Origin of the sequence: Streptomyces sp. V1I1 (assembly GCF_030817355.1) — a bacterium.
GTDB lineage: Bacteria > Actinomycetota > Actinomycetes > Streptomycetales > Streptomycetaceae > Streptomyces.
Genome location: NZ_JAUSZH010000001.1, coordinates 3,738,659 through 3,754,972 on the forward strand (window position 1 = coordinate 3,738,659; position 16,314 = coordinate 3,754,972).

Sequence of the window (16,314 nt, forward strand, 5' to 3'; positions counted from 1 at the left end):
CCATGTCCAAGCTCGTAACCGTGATCACGGCAGTACACGGCCCCGGAGCGCACCACCTTTCGGACGCCTACAAATCCTTGCTCTCACAAGACCTCCCAGACGGCTGGGGCTGGGAGTGGGTGATTCAGCAGGACGGCGAGACTGACGACGTATCGCCGCATCTCCCTGACGATCCGCGCGTGAACTTCGGGCAGGGGCGCGCCGGCCGCGCAGCCATGGCGCGGACTATCGGGCTTGCGCGGGCGCGAGGCGACTTCGTCAAGGTGCTCGATGCCGACGACATGCTCACGCCCGGGGCTCTCGCGCGCGATCTCACCGCGCTGCTGAGCAATCCGGGCGTGAGCTGGGCAACGTCGCGCGTTCTCGACTATCTGCCGGATGGGTCCACCCTCGGATTCGATCAGGACCCGCCGGAAGGATTCATTGACCGGGGCGCAGTGCTGGACCACTGGAAGGCCCACGACTACCGCGCGCAGGTTCACCCAGCGACGCTGTTCATGCGGAGAGATCTCCTTTTGGCGCTCGGAGGGTGGATGGCCCTGCCTGCATCGGAAGACACCGGGCTGCTGCTCGCTCTGAACGCCGTGAGTCGCGGATGGTTCACCGCGGAGACGGGCTTGCTGTACCGGAAGTGGCCCGGTCAGGTGACGAACCAGGCCGCGCACGTGGACCAAGGCGAGCGAGACGCGAGGATGGCCGTCATCGAAGCGCGTGCGTCGGTCCTCGCGAGCCTCGAGGGATGGCGCTTCAACACGGACTGATCAGGAGTCGGTCTCGCGGCGCGCGGGCGGGAGAATGAGATCCCGCGAACCGTGGTCTTCCCCGTGGAAGTTTCCGCTGACCCCGAGGTCGTCTCGTGCCGCCTCATGGAAGCCGTTGATCGCCTTAAACGCGACCTTGTGCAGCTCGCGCCATTCATCGAGCGTCCCGTCGGTCGTCCCCTTGGCGCGCCAGTCGATGGCGGCAGCCGCAGCATTGAGTCTGTGAGCCGCTTCGATCACCCCATCCTCCGCAAGCAACATGACCCGCTCGAAGGCGCGCCCGCGGGTACGCTCGCCGTCAGCGAGCTCCATAGTCAGGTCTCGCTCGCTCCGCTCGATGCTGCGCATGTCCTTCCGGACCTCATAGAGGAGCACCGAGGAGTAGATGCAGGTCCGCACGCGGTCTATGTACTCCGCGTAGGCATCGAGTTTTCGCTCATCCCACCTGGTCAGCATGGTGTACTGCGTCCGCTGACGCTCCATCCGATGGTTGGTGAAGTGCGTCGCCAGCCCACCCAGCAGCACAGCAGCGATAGTGACGAGCTGCCCCAAGATGTCCATCGATCCCCCAACTACGGCATCAGGTCCAGCGGAGATCATAAAGGGATCACGAGGAGCGCTCGGAGCAGAGCAGCGAGCAGGCTATTCCGGTGCCGCCGCGCTGTGCTCCAGAACGGAAGCCAGAGAGCATCTGACGGATCGTCAGTTATGGCGCTAGGCTCGATGCACCTACTGGTTGTCAGAGGAGTGCGCCATGGGGTCAGACATACGCATGTCCACACCGCCCGAGGGTCGCCCACGGTATGCGGCGGCTTTCCATCATCCCGAGAGCGGGTGGAAAGTAGCCGCTGAGGCACCCTCCCGAGAGGCAGTCGACCGTGCCGTTGCGGAGATGATCGCGACGGTACAGGCTCGCGGGCAGGCTCCAATGGTCGAGATCTGGGGTCCGTCGGCCGACGGCAACGAATGGCAACACCTCGACACACTCGCCCCCGGCCCCGGTGCAACCCGCTCTCGGGAGACACCGGTTGAGGAGCGGCAGCGCAGCGCCCGCGAGGAACGCCTCTTGGACCGCCGGCACCAGGTGCTGACCTCCGCTCTCGCAGGCGCAGGGTTCGCAATCGCGCAGCGGGAGGATGATGCTGCTGTCGCATGCCTAATCGAAGCCACGGATGAGGACACCATCCGCCGACTGGCCCATTGGCTCTCGCAGGCGAACAGGTAGCCCCCATGGGCGATGCGTGGGCCAGGACCACAGTCAGGGAGATGGGCCACGGCGCGAGCCTGCGCGGGTATCGGCCTCATCGTCAAGAACTGCTCCACCAACTCCCCTAGCAGCGATTTAGCGCAATATCCCGCCCCAGCGTGGAGGCGACGCATCATCAATAACGCGCTGCATCACGGCTCCCCGGGCTCTACTCAGGTGCATCACTGCCTCGCCCATACCCGCCGCATCCCAGATCTCGAAGGTTTTTCCCACATCGGCAGGCGCCGTGACTAGCTTGTCCAACATCGCCAGGGAGGATCGAACCTGCTCGATGCCCGCAAAATCGGGGAGAGCGTTGACCTCGGCCCGTGCTCGGCTGAGGGAATCGAGGATCGGGAACAGGTAGGGCTCTCGCTCCTCGAAGGCTGCAAGGTCGATTGAGTCGATTGACGCCAGGTAACGAGTAGCGGCGTCCGCTGCTTGAATCAGGTGGGTCTGAGCCGCCTCAAACCGTGCTGCATCGAAGCGGGCGATCTCAAGTCGTGCTTCCCAACGTACCCGGTCGCGAGCCAAACCGAGCTGGGTCCACCGAGTGACCACCCCAACGATTATGGCGGCTCCGCCTGTAAACACTGGGGCCAGTAGAGCAGTTGAAGCAAGGTCCATGGCACACATCATGCTGGTGCCCACGCGCGGAATCCGTACATGAAGCAGATGATCGATTATCGATAATCTCAAAAACTCGGCTACTTCTGGCGTGAACGACCTAACCTCCGCACATGGTGACAAACAACAGCAGCCCCGCAGGGTTCTGGAGCTACACGCATCGTGACGATGAGATCGAGGAGGGGAGGATTAAGAGACTCGCCAAAAAGATCGCTAACGAATTCGAGGTGATGACGGCAGAAGAGCTGAATGTCTTCCTGGACAAGCTGGATATTAAGTGGGGGGAGGAGTGGAGGAATAGAATCGATAGTGCCCTAACCGGATCTACCTTTTTCATGCCCATCATTACTCCCAGGTTCTTCAAGAGTGAAGAGTGTCGAAGGGAGGTTCTTACTTTCTCTGGGCATGCGACGAGTCTGGGGCTGGAGGAACTGCTGCTTCCCATCCTGTATATCGATGTTCCTAAAATTCGCGATGGTGATGCAACTGACGAGGTAATGGCTCTCGTTGCGAAACGGCAGTATGAAGACTGGACTCAATTGCGGCTAGAGGATGAAGATTCGCCGAGGTATCGGCAGGCTGTTCATCGACTTGCGGGCCGCCTAGTTGAGATCCTTGAGCGCGCGGCGGAGATTGACCCCCCACCTGTGATACGGACCGAACATTCCGAGCATGATGAGGAACCCGGCATGCTTGAGCTGATGGCCGAGGCGGAGGCTGCCCTGCCGAGGTGGGGTGAGGTCATGACTCAATTCGCTGGGACCGTGGGGGAGATTGGGGAAGAAACTAAGTCAGCGGCCGAGGAAATGGAGAGGTCGGATGCGCGCGGAGGTGGATTTGCTGGGCGACTTCGCCTGACTCACGAACTCGTTGCAAAACTAGAAGCACCTGTCGGCGAGATGAGCCGACTAGCGGTCGAGTATTCGACGGAATTGGTTAAGATTGACCCGGGGGTTTTGGGTATCATTCGCCAAGTCGAAACTGAAGGGGTTTCTGGAGGGACAGAGCATGTGACGGAGTTCTTTGGTGCGGTGAGGCAGATCACGGAAAGAGGTCGAGAAAACATGGCCTCCATTCAGGAGTTCTCGGATTCGCTGCAAACTGCATCAGGCCTGAGTAAATCCATGCGTCCGCTCGTCGGAAAGATGCGCGCCGCTTTGCGGCAAGTGATGGATGGGCAGTCGGTCCTGGATGAGTGGGAACGTCGAATCGAAGAGGTTATCGGAGAAGGTGGCGCGCCGCTAGGCCCACCATTGCAGTGACGCTTGGCCGCCGAACCAACGCTGCCGTGCCCCAAGGAAGGGCCGAAACGGGGCCGTCTGTGGGCCGTCGAGAGGCGGCCCCCATCAGCGCTTGGGCCTGACAGCCCCTCAGAGGGCTCGCCGACTCGTGTCCGGATGGAGAACCCCGTCTCAATCGTGGTCTCAATCGGTGCTGACTCCGGTCACGTCCACTGTCGTCCGCCGGGTGGCCGAGAACCCCTCTGAGCAGAAGCGATGTGTGTTTCGCGGACGTCCGTGGACGACCCCGAATCAAGATCGGACAACTCGTAATGCCCAGGTCTCGGGTTCGAATCCCGAAGGCGGCTCTGTGGAAGCCCCAGGACTCACTAGTGCTCTGACCGGGAAGGTTTGCCGGGTCTGGACAGGCGAAACTCCGTACGGACGCCTCTGCTGGCGGATAGCGTCATGTCCACGATGAAGGGGGATTCGTGATCATGGCAGAGCGTGCGGTTCCGCCTCGCGTGGTAGCCGCGGAGCGTGTCGCCTCCGAGGCGGGTTTCAAGAAGAGTTGCATCCCTGAGGTGGGCAGGTTGCTCAGGCTGGCCGCTGCTGCGAAACCCCACGGAGTCATTGCGGAGAGCGGCACCGGCTCGGGCGTGGGTACCGCCTGGCTGCACAGTGGGCTTGGCGCCGATGCCCGCCTGGTAACCGCAGAGCGTCACGAGGAGCTGGCCCGTCGAGCGGCTGGTGTCTTCGCGGACGACGACCGCGTCAGCGTCCTCACTGGGGACTGGCGGCTGCTTGAGCAGCACGCCCCCTTCGATGTCTTCTTCTGCGACGGCGGAGGCAAGCGTGACGACCCCGAGGGGGTCGTCGAGCTGCTTGCTCCCGGTGGCCTTCTCATCCTGGACGACTTCACCCCATCGCCCCATTGGCCGCCTCGTTTCGGCGGCGAAGTGGATGAGCTCCGCCTGTTCTACCTCACTCATCCAGCCCTGGACGCCACTGAAGTACTCACAACGCCAGCCAGTTCAGCGGTTGTTGCGGCACGCCGCCTCTAGCGAGGAAGGCGTGGACCGTTCTTGATCACGCCGCGAGGGCTGGTCTGCCACCCCAGCGGATGCCCTTCTCGCTGCGAATGCGGGCGCGTTCCTTGCGTTGTGCGGCGAGGACGTCGGGGTGGCGGGCGTTGGCGTTGCGCCAGCGCAGGTAGCGGTGCAGGGACCGGGTCTGCGCGGGATGGCTGCGGTGGTTCGAATTCGCCAGGGTGAACTGCCGCAGCGGGCCGAAGTGCGCCTCGATCGGGTCGGCCCAGGACGCATAGGTCGGGGTGAAGCACAGCTCGACCTTGTTCTTCTTCGCCCAGCGGCGGATGTCCGCTCCGGTGTGGGCGGAGAGGTTGTCCAGAATGATGTAGATCGGGGCGCCGTCAGGCCGGGCGGCACGGATCGACTTCAGCGCGGCCAGCGTGTTGGCGGTGCCTTTGCGGCGGCGATTGACGCCCCACAACCGGTCGTCGCCGACGGAGTAGCAGCCGTGGAAGTAGGTCACGCCGTGCGTGCGGCGGTAGGTCGCCGGCAGACGGTCGGGCTTGCCCTGCTTCGCCCAGCAGGAGCCTCCGGTGGGCCGGATCCCCAGGGGCCCGAACTCGTCGAAGGCGAAGACCCGGTCCGGGAAGTGCTCCAGCACGTGCTCGATGCGGTCGAGCTTGGCGTCGCGCTCGGGGTCGGGCGACTCCTTCCATGTCTTGGTGCGCTGGAAGGTGATGCCGCGGCGCCGGAGCAGGCACCGTAAGGCTTCACGGCCGATGCGGATGACGCCTCCGTGCACACGGCGCAGGTAGGCGGCGAGTTTGCGGATCGACCAGCGGGTGAAGGGCTGGCCGAGCTTGGCGGGGCGGGTGGTGGCCGTCTGGACGACGAAGTCCTCGTCGTCAGGGGTGAGCAGGCGGGGACGGCCTCCCGCCCATCGAGGGTCCAGACAGGCCAGGCCGATCTCGTTGAACCGGTGGATCACGTCCCGCACCGTGTCCTCGTCGGCCTGGACCAGCTGGGCAATCACCGGAACACGGTTCCCGCCGGCGGACGCGAGCAGCATCATCGCCCGCCGATAGCGCACCGAGCTTGTACTTCCCCGGCGCACGATCTGCTGCAGCTTCTGCCCCTCGTGGTCGGTCAGTCTGCGCACCCGCACAGGCTCAGCCACCACACCTCCAGCGGTCGGAACGGACGTCACCGCCCATCCAACCGTTCCAATCGCCAACCCGGCGAACCTTCCCGGTCAGAGCACTAGCCGTGACCTGGGGCTTTTGCTTTTACAAGAGCGCAGGTCTCAGGCCCACGAGCCGGTAGCTAAGCCCAGCCCACTCACTAGCGCAGCGCCTGTGCGCGCACGCACCGTGCCGTTGCTGCACAGGATCGGCTCCCGCTGACACTGTGGCGATCACCGTTGGCGTGCGCAGGTTCGCCAGCCATCGCCACCCCGAACTACCCATCGCGCCATCACGGGCGCCGTATACCTTGCAGAGAGTTTGATGCCTCTCTCCCCCACACGCCCGCCTGCACCTGGCGGGTCCCAACCCCGTTGGGAACTTTGAGAGATGGGAGATCAGGCGAGATGGAGCGATCGACAGCACGGGGGCGCTGCCGCAGGCGAAGCCAGGTACCAGACTGGGTTCAACTAGTGGCATTGATCCTCTCGGCGGTCACTGCCATCGCAGGGTGCGTCGAGCACTTTGTGTGATGGGGCAAAGGTAGTCCGGACGGCTGGTTGGGTGGCGAGCGAGCCCGGCCGCAATCTACTCGGCCGGGCCCACCCATAGCCCCGCATATGGGCCTGGCTTCGGGGTGCATCCCGGGGCCAGGCTTTATGCGTGGCCCTGGAACCTCTCGGCTCCAAGACGAGGAAAGCGCAAATCAACGGGCGCTTCAAGGTCCGAGCCGAGGACCAAGATCAAGAACCTGGCGGAAGCCCGTAGTTAACCGTGGCGCTAAGGGGTGGCGCGGTGCAGGCCGACGTAGATCAAAACTGAACGTCCTGGTCAGCGCGTCGCGAGGGGTGGCGAAACCTGGCGAATGACGGTCTGCCTCCAGACCCATCCGAATCATTCATCCTGCCAGGTGGCTTAGCCCTCTGTCGCTCTGTGCAGCGACCAGCGGGTCCGCTCGGCCACCCAAGGTCACGCGGTGTGGCCGTATCGCCGCCAGCAGTAGAAGAGCCGCTCGTTGACTTCGCTGTGCAGCACCACACTGTGGCCGAACACCACCCACAGATCGACCCCGCCGTCCTCAGGGAGCACCTCGAAACCATTGGTGTTGTAGAACCCCGGAAGCCGATCTCGCTCGGTGTGGAACTGTCCGTACAAGAGCTCAAATCCGCACTGCCAGTAGGTCTCCCTGCAGCGCCGAAGAAGGGATGAACCCAGCCCTGAACTACGAGCCTCCGGCGTGACGGCGAGTCCCTTGATCTTCGCTATAGCGCAATGTCCGAGGAGCACGTGTTGCTGGCCCAGCCCTCGCTCGCGCAGGCCCAGGAGGAACGCCGTGGGCGGATGGGCGAGCAGGGCCCCGACTACCGTTCCTTGAGCGTCCACAGCCACCATGAGCATGCCGAGGCTCGCGGATACCTGACCTATGGCCTCTGGCGACTGGAGAACAAGGGCGACTTCCCGCAGGATCGCATCGTGACCGTGATCCAGCGCGCCCTTCAGCGCCACACCTATGACACCTAACTCAAGCCCTTGGAGCACGGCGGGTTCCGGCTCTTCCCCGGAGAGCCTCAATAGGTCCACCGCGGCCTGGCCCTCTTCCGCGCGGGCAAGCCGGATTCTTGCGCCTCCGGGACCGGCCCATCCTTGCTGCAGCGTGTTGGAGGTGGCGGGCCTAGGCCGCCATCCTCCCGAGCCCTGCGTCCGCTTTGCCTTGCGCCTCTGCTTCGCCATGAGGCGAGTTATGCCCAGTGCCAGCATGTCGTGCACGGCGGATCGGGCCTCACTAGCGTCGTGGTCTTGGGAGAAATCTGGGAGAAGATCTTCTCCCGAAGCCCTTCGACCGCCTAGTCAGACCAACGCATCCCAAGGCACTGACCAGCCTCTTTGTTGCATAGAAGGGGCTGCGGGGCCGCCCTGACCTTATTCGGGAGGAAGACTGCTGACGAGATCATTGACAAAGTCACGGCCTGCTCGCATCGAATCTCCGGCCCACGCTAGGGCAGTACCGCCCCTTTCCATGTGGCCGTTCGCCGGTCAGTGCCGCTAAGGAGCGCGCCTCTGAGGATCGCGCGGGTGAAATTTGCACGGGTGAGGTTCGCGGCGGAGATACCTTGTGCACTGTGCCGACTGAGGTCGGCTCCTGCGAGATAGGCGTCGGACAGATCAGCGTCGGTCAGGTTCGCGCCGGACAGTTCCGCGTTGGCAAGGTAGATGCTCGGGTCGCCCGCTTGGCCACTACGGCGGGCACCGGTGAGGTCGGCGCGTGTCAGGTCCGCATTGAGCAGATTCGCTGAATCCCACCAGACCTTCCTGAGATCCGTTCCGATGAACTTCGAGGCATGGAAGTTGGCATCAGTCAGAACAGCTTCGGCCATGTAGGCACCGTCGAACCGGACGTTCTCGAACCGCCCCGCGGTCAGGTCGGCACGAGTGAGATCGGCGCCGCGCAGGTCCACGCTGGAGAGGTTCGCCCCAGAAAGGTCGGCCCCGACGAGGAAGGTACTGCGCAGGTCAATGACGCCCTGCTGCTGTCCGTCCGGGCCGGGGTTAGCGACATCATCGTTTAAACTCCGCGGTCGCGACCCCAGAACAGTCAGCGCAGCCTGCACGTCACTGGCAGGCCGCGTTGTCACGTTTTTTCGCAAGGCGTCAGCCTGCGCCTTCTTGGGCACCTTCGCCTGCTCTCGGACGTAGGCGCTCAGGACTTCGACAATCGCCGGCTGTTCGCGCGGAGACTCTCGCATGATGCGCTGAAGGGCATAGATGCTGCTGAGCCTAACGTTTATGGACTCATCACCGAGGTTGGCAACCGTCTCGTTGTAGGTGGAGGCAACCTGCTCCCGCTCCGTTAGTCTCAGCGTGTCCCTGGCCTGACTGACCGCCACGGCCGTGAGACCCAGCGCCAGCAGGGCTGGAATCGTCGGCAGCGCTGTCGCTACGGGCATGTAACGCTGCCAGCGGCCCACCTCGGATGCGGGTGCGGCCACCGCAGGCTGCGGTGCAGGGGCGGGCGTCGGTCCCGGTGCACCGGTCAGCAGGGAATGGTCGAGCAGGACCAGCCACCGGGAGTCATGAAGCCGGTCCTGGATAGTGGCGAGCAACCGTATGAGGGCTGGCAGGGCAGTGCTGCCGTCACGCAGGACCCGGCCCATCGCGTCGTGCAACGCCCTAGCGGCCTGCGCGGTGTGCTCCTCCAGTTCGCCACGCCGGTCGGGGTCGGCCGGGGGGCCCTGCCCGGCGAAGCTCTGCAGGGCAGCACGCAACTCGGCGATGCGCATATCCAACACCGAAGCTTCCGGGGCCGGGAAACGCAAGGCATCACGGCAGGCCCTCATAGAGTCCAGGCAGGCGAGCAGAGGAGGTTCTTGCCTCTCCCAGAAGGTGAACTCGCGGGCGGCTACCAGCCGGGACTGCCACGCGGCAAGGAGCAACGCTGCAGCCACGCCGAAAGCCAACCCCGACTCGATACCGCTCCACCAGTAGGCGTCCTCTTGGCAGCCCTTCAGAAAGGACCACGTGACGCAGTCCTCGGTGTACCCCAAGTACTGCCCCTCGCCCAGCACGTCGAGGAGGACATCATCAAAGGTCGGCAGTGCAAAGCTCTCCACGTTGTCGATGTGCGGGGCAAGGACAAGCCATGCGCCCAGCGCAGTGCCGCACAACAACAGCGCGGACGGGATGATCTGGGACCAGATCCTGCGGCCTACCTCTAACACGCGTGCCGAACGGTCCATCTCCAACAGACGGTCCAGAAACTGGGCTGCGGGCGTCGCGCTGCTCAACCCCTGGTGGCGCCGCAGAGCCGTGGAGACGCGCAACTGGCGTCTCATGTACTGCGTACGCGGCCGTATCAGCCGACGAGGGGCCAGCACGATGCGGCGTCCCGTGCACCGGTGAGGGTCGCTGAAAGCAGCCGCCCTCACCACCGCTCGCCAGATCAGAGCCAGCACCGCGTAGGTAACCGACATCCCCAGCACCGCACGTACCCAGTCACTCCAGGAAGTGAAGTCCACTGCCCCCGCTCCCGCCCCCTGCAACCGCCATCACCGAACTGGCTGCCCCGTTGGAGTATGCCCGGCTTCGCCGGGCCCATGGGCCTTGGTCGTAGAACGGTGCTACTTCGGAAGGAAAATCTGGTCGGCTGGGTCCGGACTAAGCATGCAGCGTGGCAGCAAGCGCTGTAGTGCGCTCCCGCCGCGCCACGGACCATGCCTAATCTGGCCGCGCGAACCCCTCCCTGATGTGCCTAGGCACTGACGCCGCGACAGTCTGACGGCCGGGAGAAAGCTGGGAGAAGATCTTCCCTCAATCTCTCACGGACGCCCTGCCGTACCAAGCCATACCGAGGCCTTGACCTGCGGCAACTCCTCTAGGCTGAGGTGCCGAACGCTGTCGTACCTCGTTCGGGACGAAGAGGTCGTGGGTTCAAATCCCGCCACCCCGACAGAGAAACACCAGGTCAGGGGCCTGATCCGTAGAGGGATCAGGCCCCTAAGTGGTTTGTGGGGGGGTGCCTCGATGTCCTTCGTCAAGGTCGAAGGGTTCAGGCGGGGGCGGTTTCGGGGGTGCGGGGCTCGTAGAACGTGCCGTCGCGGAGCATGGCGAACAGGACGCTGATGCGTTGGCGGGCGAGGCGGAGGAGGGCCTGGGTATGGGTTTTTCCTCGGGCGCGTTGTTTGTCGTAGTAGGTGCGGGAGGCCGCATCGGCGTTCATGCAGGCGAAGGCGGAGAGGAACATGGCGCGTTTGAGCTGCCGGTTTCCGCCTCTGGGTGCGTGTTCGCCGTGGATCGAGGTTCCCGAGGACTTCGTGGTGGGGGCGAGCCCGGCGTAGGAGGCGAGGTGGGCGGCGGTGGGGAAGCTGGTGCCGTCGCCGACGGTGGTCAGCAGGACGGCGGCGGTCCTGACGCCGACGCCGGGCATCGACGTCAGGACCGGGGAAAGAGGGTGGGCCTCCAGCAGGGTGTTGATCTGGGCTTCCAGGGCCCGGCGCTGTTCCTGGACGGCCGCGAGCGAGCGGGCCAGGGAGGGCACGACGATGTCGAGGGTGCCGGTCCCCGGGACCACGACGGTCTGCTCGTCCAGCGCGGTAAAGACGTCGTCGATCAGCCGGGCGGCCATGCGTGGGGCCTTGGGCCGGATCAGCTCAACGAGCCTGCGGCGTCCGGCCTTTCGCAGCGCGGCCGGAGATCCGTAGCGTTCCAGGAGCCAGGTGACGGCCAGCGGCAGAGCACCGATGGAGGCGGGCTGGTCCACGATCACCAGCACGGTGGCGAACTTTGCGGCCAGCTTGTCGAAGACGGCCCGCAGTTTCGGCTCGCTGTTGGGCAGTGGCTTGTCGAAGACCTTCTTCCCGGCCGGGGTGAGCCCGTGGCCGTGATGAGCACTCTTGCCGACGTCCAGGCCGAGGAACACGCCCACGTCTTCGGTATTGAACATTGCGCCCCTTCAGGGGAGTTGAACGTGCCGGCCTCGGCATCGGTGTCGTACGCGCGCATCCACGTTATGCAGACCTGCCGCCCGCGAGCTGTCCGGCATTGCGCCGGACCGGGCGGTGGCCGGACCTCTGATCAGCGTCTCCGACGGCACCTCCCGGGCCCGGTGACACCACCCCCCAGGTCATCCGTTCGACAGGGGGACACAGTCATGCCGGGCCCGGAGGCCAGCGGCCCTCTTGCAGGACCGCGGAAAACATAACGTGGGAGCAGAGCATTGGAGACGGCTCCCGGAAACGGATGCGAAGTGTCCACCGGTGCAGCGCGATGGACTGTCCCAGGGGCCCGTCCGCGCCACAGGCTCTGAGCGCCCGGGGTGACGCTGCACGGGCGGACGAGGGGGCAGAGTGGATCATCTCTTCCCGTTGCTGGCCGGTCGGCGACGCCGATCTCCCCCACCGGGCTGACTGCGGAAGGACTGCTCGAACGGCAGCACGTTCAGGAGTGGGTGATCGACAACCCGCAGATCCTCGGCGAGTCGGTGCTGGTAGTCACCGCGGAGTTCAACCGGTGGGCCGACACGGACGGGGTGCCAGCACGGGACCGGCTGGACGTCCTGGGGCTAGATGCCACGCGGCGCCTCGTGGTGGTCGAGCTGAAGCGGGGTACTGCCGACCGGGACGTACACCTCCAGGCGATGACGTACGCCGCTTTGGTGTCTGGCCAAGGCCGCCGCCCAGAAGCTGGAGGAGCGCTCACGGGCCCAGAAACGCAGTCCACGTCCTCGTCGGCGCCGGCCTGCTGCCGGACGGACCAGGCTGCGGCTGACCCCACGGCACGGTGTAACGGAATCCATCCGCGAGGCCATCGCCGTGTGGGTGGGTGAGGACGGCAGCCGCGCGACGGCTACCTGGAGCAACAACACCGCCAAGCCCCTGGCCTGGGACGCCGACGGCAAGCTCTACACGCCGACCGGGCTGGACAACCACATCTTCCGCAGCGTGACCGACCGGAAAGCCGACGGCATCCAGGGCACAACCTCGTGGGACGTCGACACCGACCACGTTCCCGGACAAGCGCCGACCCCGACAAGTGGGCGGCACTGGCGAGCGCCGACCTCGCGTCCCTGGCCAAGCGGCTCAGCGGCACGCCAAAGGACTGGTCGAGCCTGCACACCCTGCTGGAAACCATCCCGCCCGGGCGCTGGACCACGTACGGCGACGTGGCAACCGTCATCCTCACCGCGGCCGGACGCGTCAGCACAGGCTTCCGGTGGACCGACCCGACACGCACGGACACCCCGGCGGACGTCCTCGCCGCTGAGGGCATCCGCTTCGACGGAGGCACCGCCGCACAGGAAGCGCGGCCTGCCGGTGGACGAACTCCAGCGCCTCTTGGGCAACTGACGTCCTTTCCGGACGCGTGCCGCAGACGGACGGGGCCGTGAGCTCATCCAGCCTGAGAGCCGCGGCGCTCCCTGCTGCGACACGCGCAATCGGTGGTGAGGCACCCTCGGCAGGACGCGATACGGCCGCCCTTATCGCAGCAGTTCAGCCATCAGCGCGTCGATACTCCACGGGCCTCTCGCTGGTCTTCACAACGACTCCTCCGTCGGCGAGGCCTCGGAGCACCTGGCGCGGGCCTCCACGTCAGCGGGACGGTATCCCGCTCCGAACAGGGCTGTCAGAGCGCGCTCGGCGTCTCAGGTGCCACCGAGGGCCTGGATGGCCTCGGTGAGGGTCTCGGCGTGCTGGTCACATGTCTTCCGGTGCTGCCTGTCAACTCGTCGTACGGCAAGGGCCAGATGGGTGAACGCGGCCTGGCTGCGGAAGCGTTGACTACTCCGGCTCATGCCAGGGAGCCCCTCCAACATGGCCGGAGCGCCCCTACCAAAGTATGCTTCCTGCGTCTTCTTGTCATGACCACCCAGACCGGAGCCACCATGACCGTAACCCGGTTGTCCGCAGCAACTTCGATCCTCTCGGCCGTAGCTGCCAGCGTGCTGCTCATCGGCTGCTCGGCCTCGGTCAACGTCGAAAAGCCCACGCCGAAACTGTCTGCGGACAAGCTGGCCACCACAGTCGCCGAAAAGCTCGCCGCCACAACGGGCCAGCCAAAGCCGCACATCGCCTGTCCGGAGGACCTCATCGGCAAGATCGGTAACACCACCCGGTGCAAGCTCACAGCGGGCGACGGCAGCTCCTTGGGCGTATCGGTCAAGGTGTCTTCTGTCGATGGAGACCAGATCAACTTCGACATCAAGGCCGACGACACGGCTTCCCCGGCTGCGAACTGACCACCGCGCCGTTCTACAACAGGACTCAGAGGGCGTTCTGCGAGGTCCGCCGGATTTCACCGATCCGTGGTCGCGGCGGCCGGGGCAAAGGCGCAGGCTCTGCTGCTGAGGTGAGGAGCCCCTTCGGATGAGCTGTGGCCATGAGCGAGTTGGAAGGAGACACGATGACCGACCCCCTCGGGGCTGCGAATCCACCCGACGCCGTGGACGGGAACGGGCTCCCTCCTGGTCAACGGTTTCTTCTCACGTCTCGGCGTCTTCGGAGCCCTGTGTGCGACCCCGGTGGTCCTGGTGAAGGCGGAAACCTGGGACTCGCCGGTTCTGGCTCTGCTGCAACGTCGCTTCCTATGCGACTGCCTTTCTGCAGTCGCATAGGAAGCGACGTTGCCCTTTGCCCCGCCCGCGATCTGCGGGTTCCGATGTCTCAATCGGCTACACCACTCGGCAAGACGTCATGCGGAGTCGTCCGGAGCCGAGAACGCCGTCAGTGGTGCCATGTGATCGTCGACTGCGGCTACCAAGGCAGGGGCCCATGAGGCGCAGGATGTGGGGGCGCTACTCTGCGACTTGGTCGTTGAAATGGGGTTGCTCCGAATGCTTGCGCCGTACGGCGACTCACGGGAGAGGCAGAGTCATGGCAGGGCCGGAACCAGGACAGGCGGGAAGCAACGTGACGGGACAGTCCGTCGGGATGCGACTGAACCAGCTGCCAGCCGACCCCGGAGGGTCCACTGGCTCCTTGGGGTCGGCCGGAGGGCAGAAAGATCTTGCTTCCTCGCCGGCTGAGAAAAAGGCCGCAGCAAAGGCCATCGAGGACCACATCGAGCCCGACACCCGCAAGGCTGGCGACTGGGCGGACACGGAGACCAACGAGGCCGTCAAGAAGTTCCGTGACGGATGGCTCACGTCGGGGGCTTTGAAGAAGGCGCACGAGACGTGGGGTGAGCAGGTCCAGAACCTGATGAACCGACTCGCATCGGAGAAGGCAGCGCTGCGGAGTGCTGGCACCGTGCTGCAGGGCACGGATATCAAGGCCGGGGCGAGTGCGCGCTCGGTGTCGGTGATCGACGGATACTGACCGGGCTGTATGAAGCGCTCAGCCCCCTGAACAGCCGCTCCAACTGGCATGTCGCTAGGGCGAAAACAACGGGGAGTCCATGCCGACGTATCACGAGATCATGACGACCGACCTGTCCACGCTCACCACGGCCGCGGGCCGCTGGGACGGGATGGCGAAGGAGTTCCACAAGCAGGAGATCGCCTACAAGCGGGATGTGCACGGCATATCCATGGGCCAGACCTGGACGGGGCTGAGCGCGGACGCCGCCAACCGGCGCTTCGCCATCACGCTCAAGGAATTCCAGAACGCCCAGGTCGAGGTCAAGGCGGTAGCCTCGCTGCTCCGTGACGCGCACGCGCAGTTCACGGATCTGCGCAAGAAGCTGGAGTCGGCACGAGCGGACGCCGTCGTGGCCGGTATGGCGGTCTCGGACGAGGGCGTGGTCTCCTACGACACCGCAAAGCTCAGCGACGGCGAGCGCACTGCCCTGCACCATGACCTCGACTATCAGCAGTCCGTGCGCACCGCTATCGCCTCCTGGCAGAAGCGCATCGACCGGCTCGTAAAGGACGTCGGCGAAGCCGACACCGGCGTCGAGATCGCTCTCAAGGCGGTAGTGATCGACTCCAACATCAAGGACGGCACTCTCAACGGCTTCAACGGCCAGGCACAGGGCGACATCGAGAAGTACGAGGCCGCGGCAGCGAAGAAAGACGCCCGCACGAAGACCGACGGGTGGGTATCCGAAGGCGAGGCCGAAGCCTCAGGCCCCGGCGTCGGGACATCGGCCACCGGGCCCGACGCCGCGGCTGGCAAGCTGGCCGAGGCCGAGGCGCATGCCGACCTCGGCCGCGCGAGCGCGGAGGGCTCGCTCACCAACGGCCCGATGAAGCTCGCCGGGGAGGCCGAAGCCTACGTGGGCGCCAAGGCCTCCGCGGCCGGCGGCATCACCAACGAGGGCGTCAAGGGCGAGGCCGCCGCCTTCGCGGGCGCCGAAGCCTCGGCCAAAGGCACCGCCGACGCCGGCCCCGTCGGGGTGTACGGACGGGCGGAGACCAAGGCGGGCGCTGAGGCCGGCATCAACGCCGGGGCCGGCCTCGAGGGGTTGCAGGCGGGCGCGGAAGCGTTCGCCGGCGCGAAGGCCGGCGTCGCGGGGGGCGCGGACATCGGCGGCATCGGGGCGGGCGCGACGGCCGAGGGCTGGGCCGGCATCGGGGCCGAGGCCGAGGCGACTTTCGGCAAGGGCACCGACGGCAAGTGGCACATCGGCGCGAAGACGGGCGTTGCCGTCGGGCTCGGCGGCGAGGTGGGCTTCGAGGTCACCGTTGATCCGGGGAAGATCGCCGATACTGCAAGCGATGCGGCTGACGCCGTGGGCGATGCGGCCGGGGCGGTCGGTGATGCGATCGGCAGCGTGTTCTGATGCACGCTCCCGCAGACCCACCGCCGTAGGCACACT

The 16,314-nt window shown here is 65.4% G+C and carries 15 protein-coding genes; 8 read left to right on the plus strand and 7 right to left on the minus strand.

Annotation, left to right across the window (positions count from 1 at the left end; all coding sequences use genetic code 11):
- The first annotated feature begins 2 nt into the window (after nucleotides 1-2).
- Complete coding sequence (locus QFZ67_RS17495) at nucleotides 3-761, plus strand: glycosyltransferase family 2 protein (RefSeq protein WP_307662017.1); 759 nt, start codon at nucleotides 3-5, stop codon at nucleotides 759-761.
- On the opposite strand, the gene QFZ67_RS17500 is transcribed toward QFZ67_RS17495, so the two are convergent.
- The gene (locus tag QFZ67_RS17500; RefSeq protein ID WP_307662018.1) at nucleotides 762-1,322 is read right to left on the minus strand and encodes a hypothetical protein; all 561 of its coding nucleotides are present in this window, start codon (nucleotides 1,320-1,322) and stop codon (nucleotides 762-764) included.
- Nucleotides 1,323-2,103: 781 nt separating this feature from the next.
- Nucleotides 2,104-2,658 carry a hypothetical protein gene (locus QFZ67_RS17505; RefSeq protein WP_307662019.1) on the minus strand — a complete coding sequence of 185 codons (555 nt, stop codon included), beginning with the start codon at nucleotides 2,656-2,658 and terminating at the stop codon, nucleotides 2,104-2,106.
- A gap of 89 nt (nucleotides 2,659-2,747) precedes the next feature.
- Between QFZ67_RS17505 and QFZ67_RS17510 the strand changes: the two genes are divergently transcribed.
- Nucleotides 2,748-3,896 carry a toll/interleukin-1 receptor domain-containing protein gene (locus QFZ67_RS17510; protein WP_307662020.1) on the plus strand — a complete coding sequence of 383 codons (1,149 nt, stop codon included), beginning with the start codon at nucleotides 2,748-2,750 and terminating at the stop codon, nucleotides 3,894-3,896.
- A 449-nt stretch (nucleotides 3,897-4,345) separates the two neighbouring features.
- The gene (locus tag QFZ67_RS17515; protein WP_307662021.1) at nucleotides 4,346-4,918 is read left to right on the plus strand and encodes an O-methyltransferase; all 573 of its coding nucleotides are present in this window, start codon (nucleotides 4,346-4,348) and stop codon (nucleotides 4,916-4,918) included.
- A 25-nt stretch (nucleotides 4,919-4,943) separates the two neighbouring features.
- Here QFZ67_RS17515 and QFZ67_RS17520 read toward each other — a convergent pair whose 3' ends face one another.
- Both QFZ67_RS17520 and QFZ67_RS17525 read right to left on the minus strand, forming a co-directional pair.
- Nucleotides 4,944-6,062 carry an IS630 family transposase gene (locus QFZ67_RS17520; protein WP_307662022.1) on the minus strand — a complete coding sequence of 373 codons (1,119 nt, stop codon included), beginning with the start codon at nucleotides 6,060-6,062 and terminating at the stop codon, nucleotides 4,944-4,946.
- Nucleotides 6,063-7,035: 973 nt separating this feature from the next.
- On the minus strand, nucleotides 7,036-7,458 hold the full coding sequence (locus QFZ67_RS17525; RefSeq protein ID WP_307665876.1) for a GNAT family N-acetyltransferase: 423 nt from the start codon (nucleotides 7,456-7,458) through the stop codon (nucleotides 7,036-7,038).
- Between QFZ67_RS17525 and QFZ67_RS17530 the strand changes: the two genes are divergently transcribed.
- Nucleotides 7,339-7,587 carry a hypothetical protein gene (locus tag QFZ67_RS17530; RefSeq protein WP_307666129.1) on the plus strand — a complete coding sequence of 83 codons (249 nt, stop codon included), beginning with the start codon at nucleotides 7,339-7,341 and terminating at the stop codon, nucleotides 7,585-7,587. The genes QFZ67_RS17525 and QFZ67_RS17530 overlap by 120 nt on opposite strands.
- A gap of 473 nt (nucleotides 7,588-8,060) precedes the next feature.
- Here QFZ67_RS17530 and QFZ67_RS17535 read toward each other — a convergent pair whose 3' ends face one another.
- Complete coding sequence (locus QFZ67_RS17535) at nucleotides 8,061-10,079, minus strand: pentapeptide repeat-containing protein (RefSeq protein WP_307662023.1); 2,019 nt, start codon at nucleotides 10,077-10,079, stop codon at nucleotides 8,061-8,063.
- A 530-nt stretch (nucleotides 10,080-10,609) separates the two neighbouring features.
- Nucleotides 10,610-11,503, minus strand: coding sequence for a transposase (locus QFZ67_RS17540; RefSeq protein ID WP_307662024.1), 894 nt, complete (start codon nucleotides 11,501-11,503; stop codon nucleotides 10,610-10,612).
- Between the two features lie 1,038 nt (nucleotides 11,504-12,541).
- On the opposite strand from QFZ67_RS17540, the gene QFZ67_RS17545 reads away from it, so the two are divergent.
- On the plus strand, nucleotides 12,542-12,946 hold the full coding sequence (locus QFZ67_RS17545; RefSeq protein ID WP_307662025.1) for a hypothetical protein: 405 nt from the start codon (nucleotides 12,542-12,544) through the stop codon (nucleotides 12,944-12,946).
- A 255-nt stretch (nucleotides 12,947-13,201) separates the two neighbouring features.
- On the opposite strand, the gene QFZ67_RS17550 is transcribed toward QFZ67_RS17545, so the two are convergent.
- Nucleotides 13,202-13,351 (minus strand): hypothetical protein, encoded by a 150-nt coding sequence (locus tag QFZ67_RS17550; RefSeq protein ID WP_307662026.1) that lies wholly within the window; start codon nucleotides 13,349-13,351, stop codon nucleotides 13,202-13,204.
- A 90-nt stretch (nucleotides 13,352-13,441) separates the two neighbouring features.
- On the opposite strand from QFZ67_RS17550, the gene QFZ67_RS17555 reads away from it, so the two are divergent.
- The 3 genes from QFZ67_RS17555 to QFZ67_RS17565 all read left to right on the plus strand — a co-directional run bounded on the left by QFZ67_RS17555 (nucleotide 13,442) and on the right by QFZ67_RS17565 (nucleotide 16,278).
- Complete coding sequence (locus tag QFZ67_RS17555) at nucleotides 13,442-13,795, plus strand: DUF4333 domain-containing protein (protein ID WP_307665877.1); 354 nt, start codon at nucleotides 13,442-13,444, stop codon at nucleotides 13,793-13,795.
- Nucleotides 13,796-14,486: 691 nt separating this feature from the next.
- Complete coding sequence (locus tag QFZ67_RS17560) at nucleotides 14,487-14,873, plus strand: hypothetical protein (protein WP_307662027.1); 387 nt, start codon at nucleotides 14,487-14,489, stop codon at nucleotides 14,871-14,873.
- 79 nt (nucleotides 14,874-14,952) lie between these two features.
- Complete coding sequence (locus QFZ67_RS17565; protein ID WP_307662028.1) at nucleotides 14,953-16,278, plus strand: hypothetical protein; 1,326 nt, start codon at nucleotides 14,953-14,955, stop codon at nucleotides 16,276-16,278.
- Nucleotides 16,279-16,314: the final 36 nt, after the last annotated feature.

Coding starts and splice junctions, on each gene's coding strand:
- QFZ67_RS17495 (WP_307662017.1), top strand. CDS start 3: ATGTCCAAGCTCGTAACCGTGATCACGGCAGTACACGGCCCCGGAGCG.
- QFZ67_RS17500 (WP_307662018.1), bottom strand. CDS start 1,322: ATGGACATCTTGGGGCAGCTCGTCACTATCGCTGCTGTGCTGCTGGGT.
- QFZ67_RS17510 (WP_307662020.1), top strand. CDS start 2,748: ATGGTGACAAACAACAGCAGCCCCGCAGGGTTCTGGAGCTACACGCAT.
- QFZ67_RS17530 (WP_307666129.1), top strand. CDS start 7,339: ATGTCCGAGGAGCACGTGTTGCTGGCCCAGCCCTCGCTCGCGCAGGCC.
- QFZ67_RS17525 (WP_307665876.1), bottom strand. CDS start 7,458: ATGGTGGCTGTGGACGCTCAAGGAACGGTAGTCGGGGCCCTGCTCGCC.
- QFZ67_RS17540 (WP_307662024.1), bottom strand. CDS start 11,503: ATGTTCAATACCGAAGACGTGGGCGTGTTCCTCGGCCTGGACGTCGGC.
- QFZ67_RS17550 (WP_307662026.1), bottom strand. CDS start 13,351: ATGAGCCGGAGTAGTCAACGCTTCCGCAGCCAGGCCGCGTTCACCCAT.
- QFZ67_RS17555 (WP_307665877.1), top strand. CDS start 13,442: ATGACCGTAACCCGGTTGTCCGCAGCAACTTCGATCCTCTCGGCCGTA.
- QFZ67_RS17560 (WP_307662027.1), top strand. CDS start 14,487: ATGCGACTGAACCAGCTGCCAGCCGACCCCGGAGGGTCCACTGGCTCC.
- QFZ67_RS17565 (WP_307662028.1), top strand. CDS start 14,953: ATGCCGACGTATCACGAGATCATGACGACCGACCTGTCCACGCTCACC.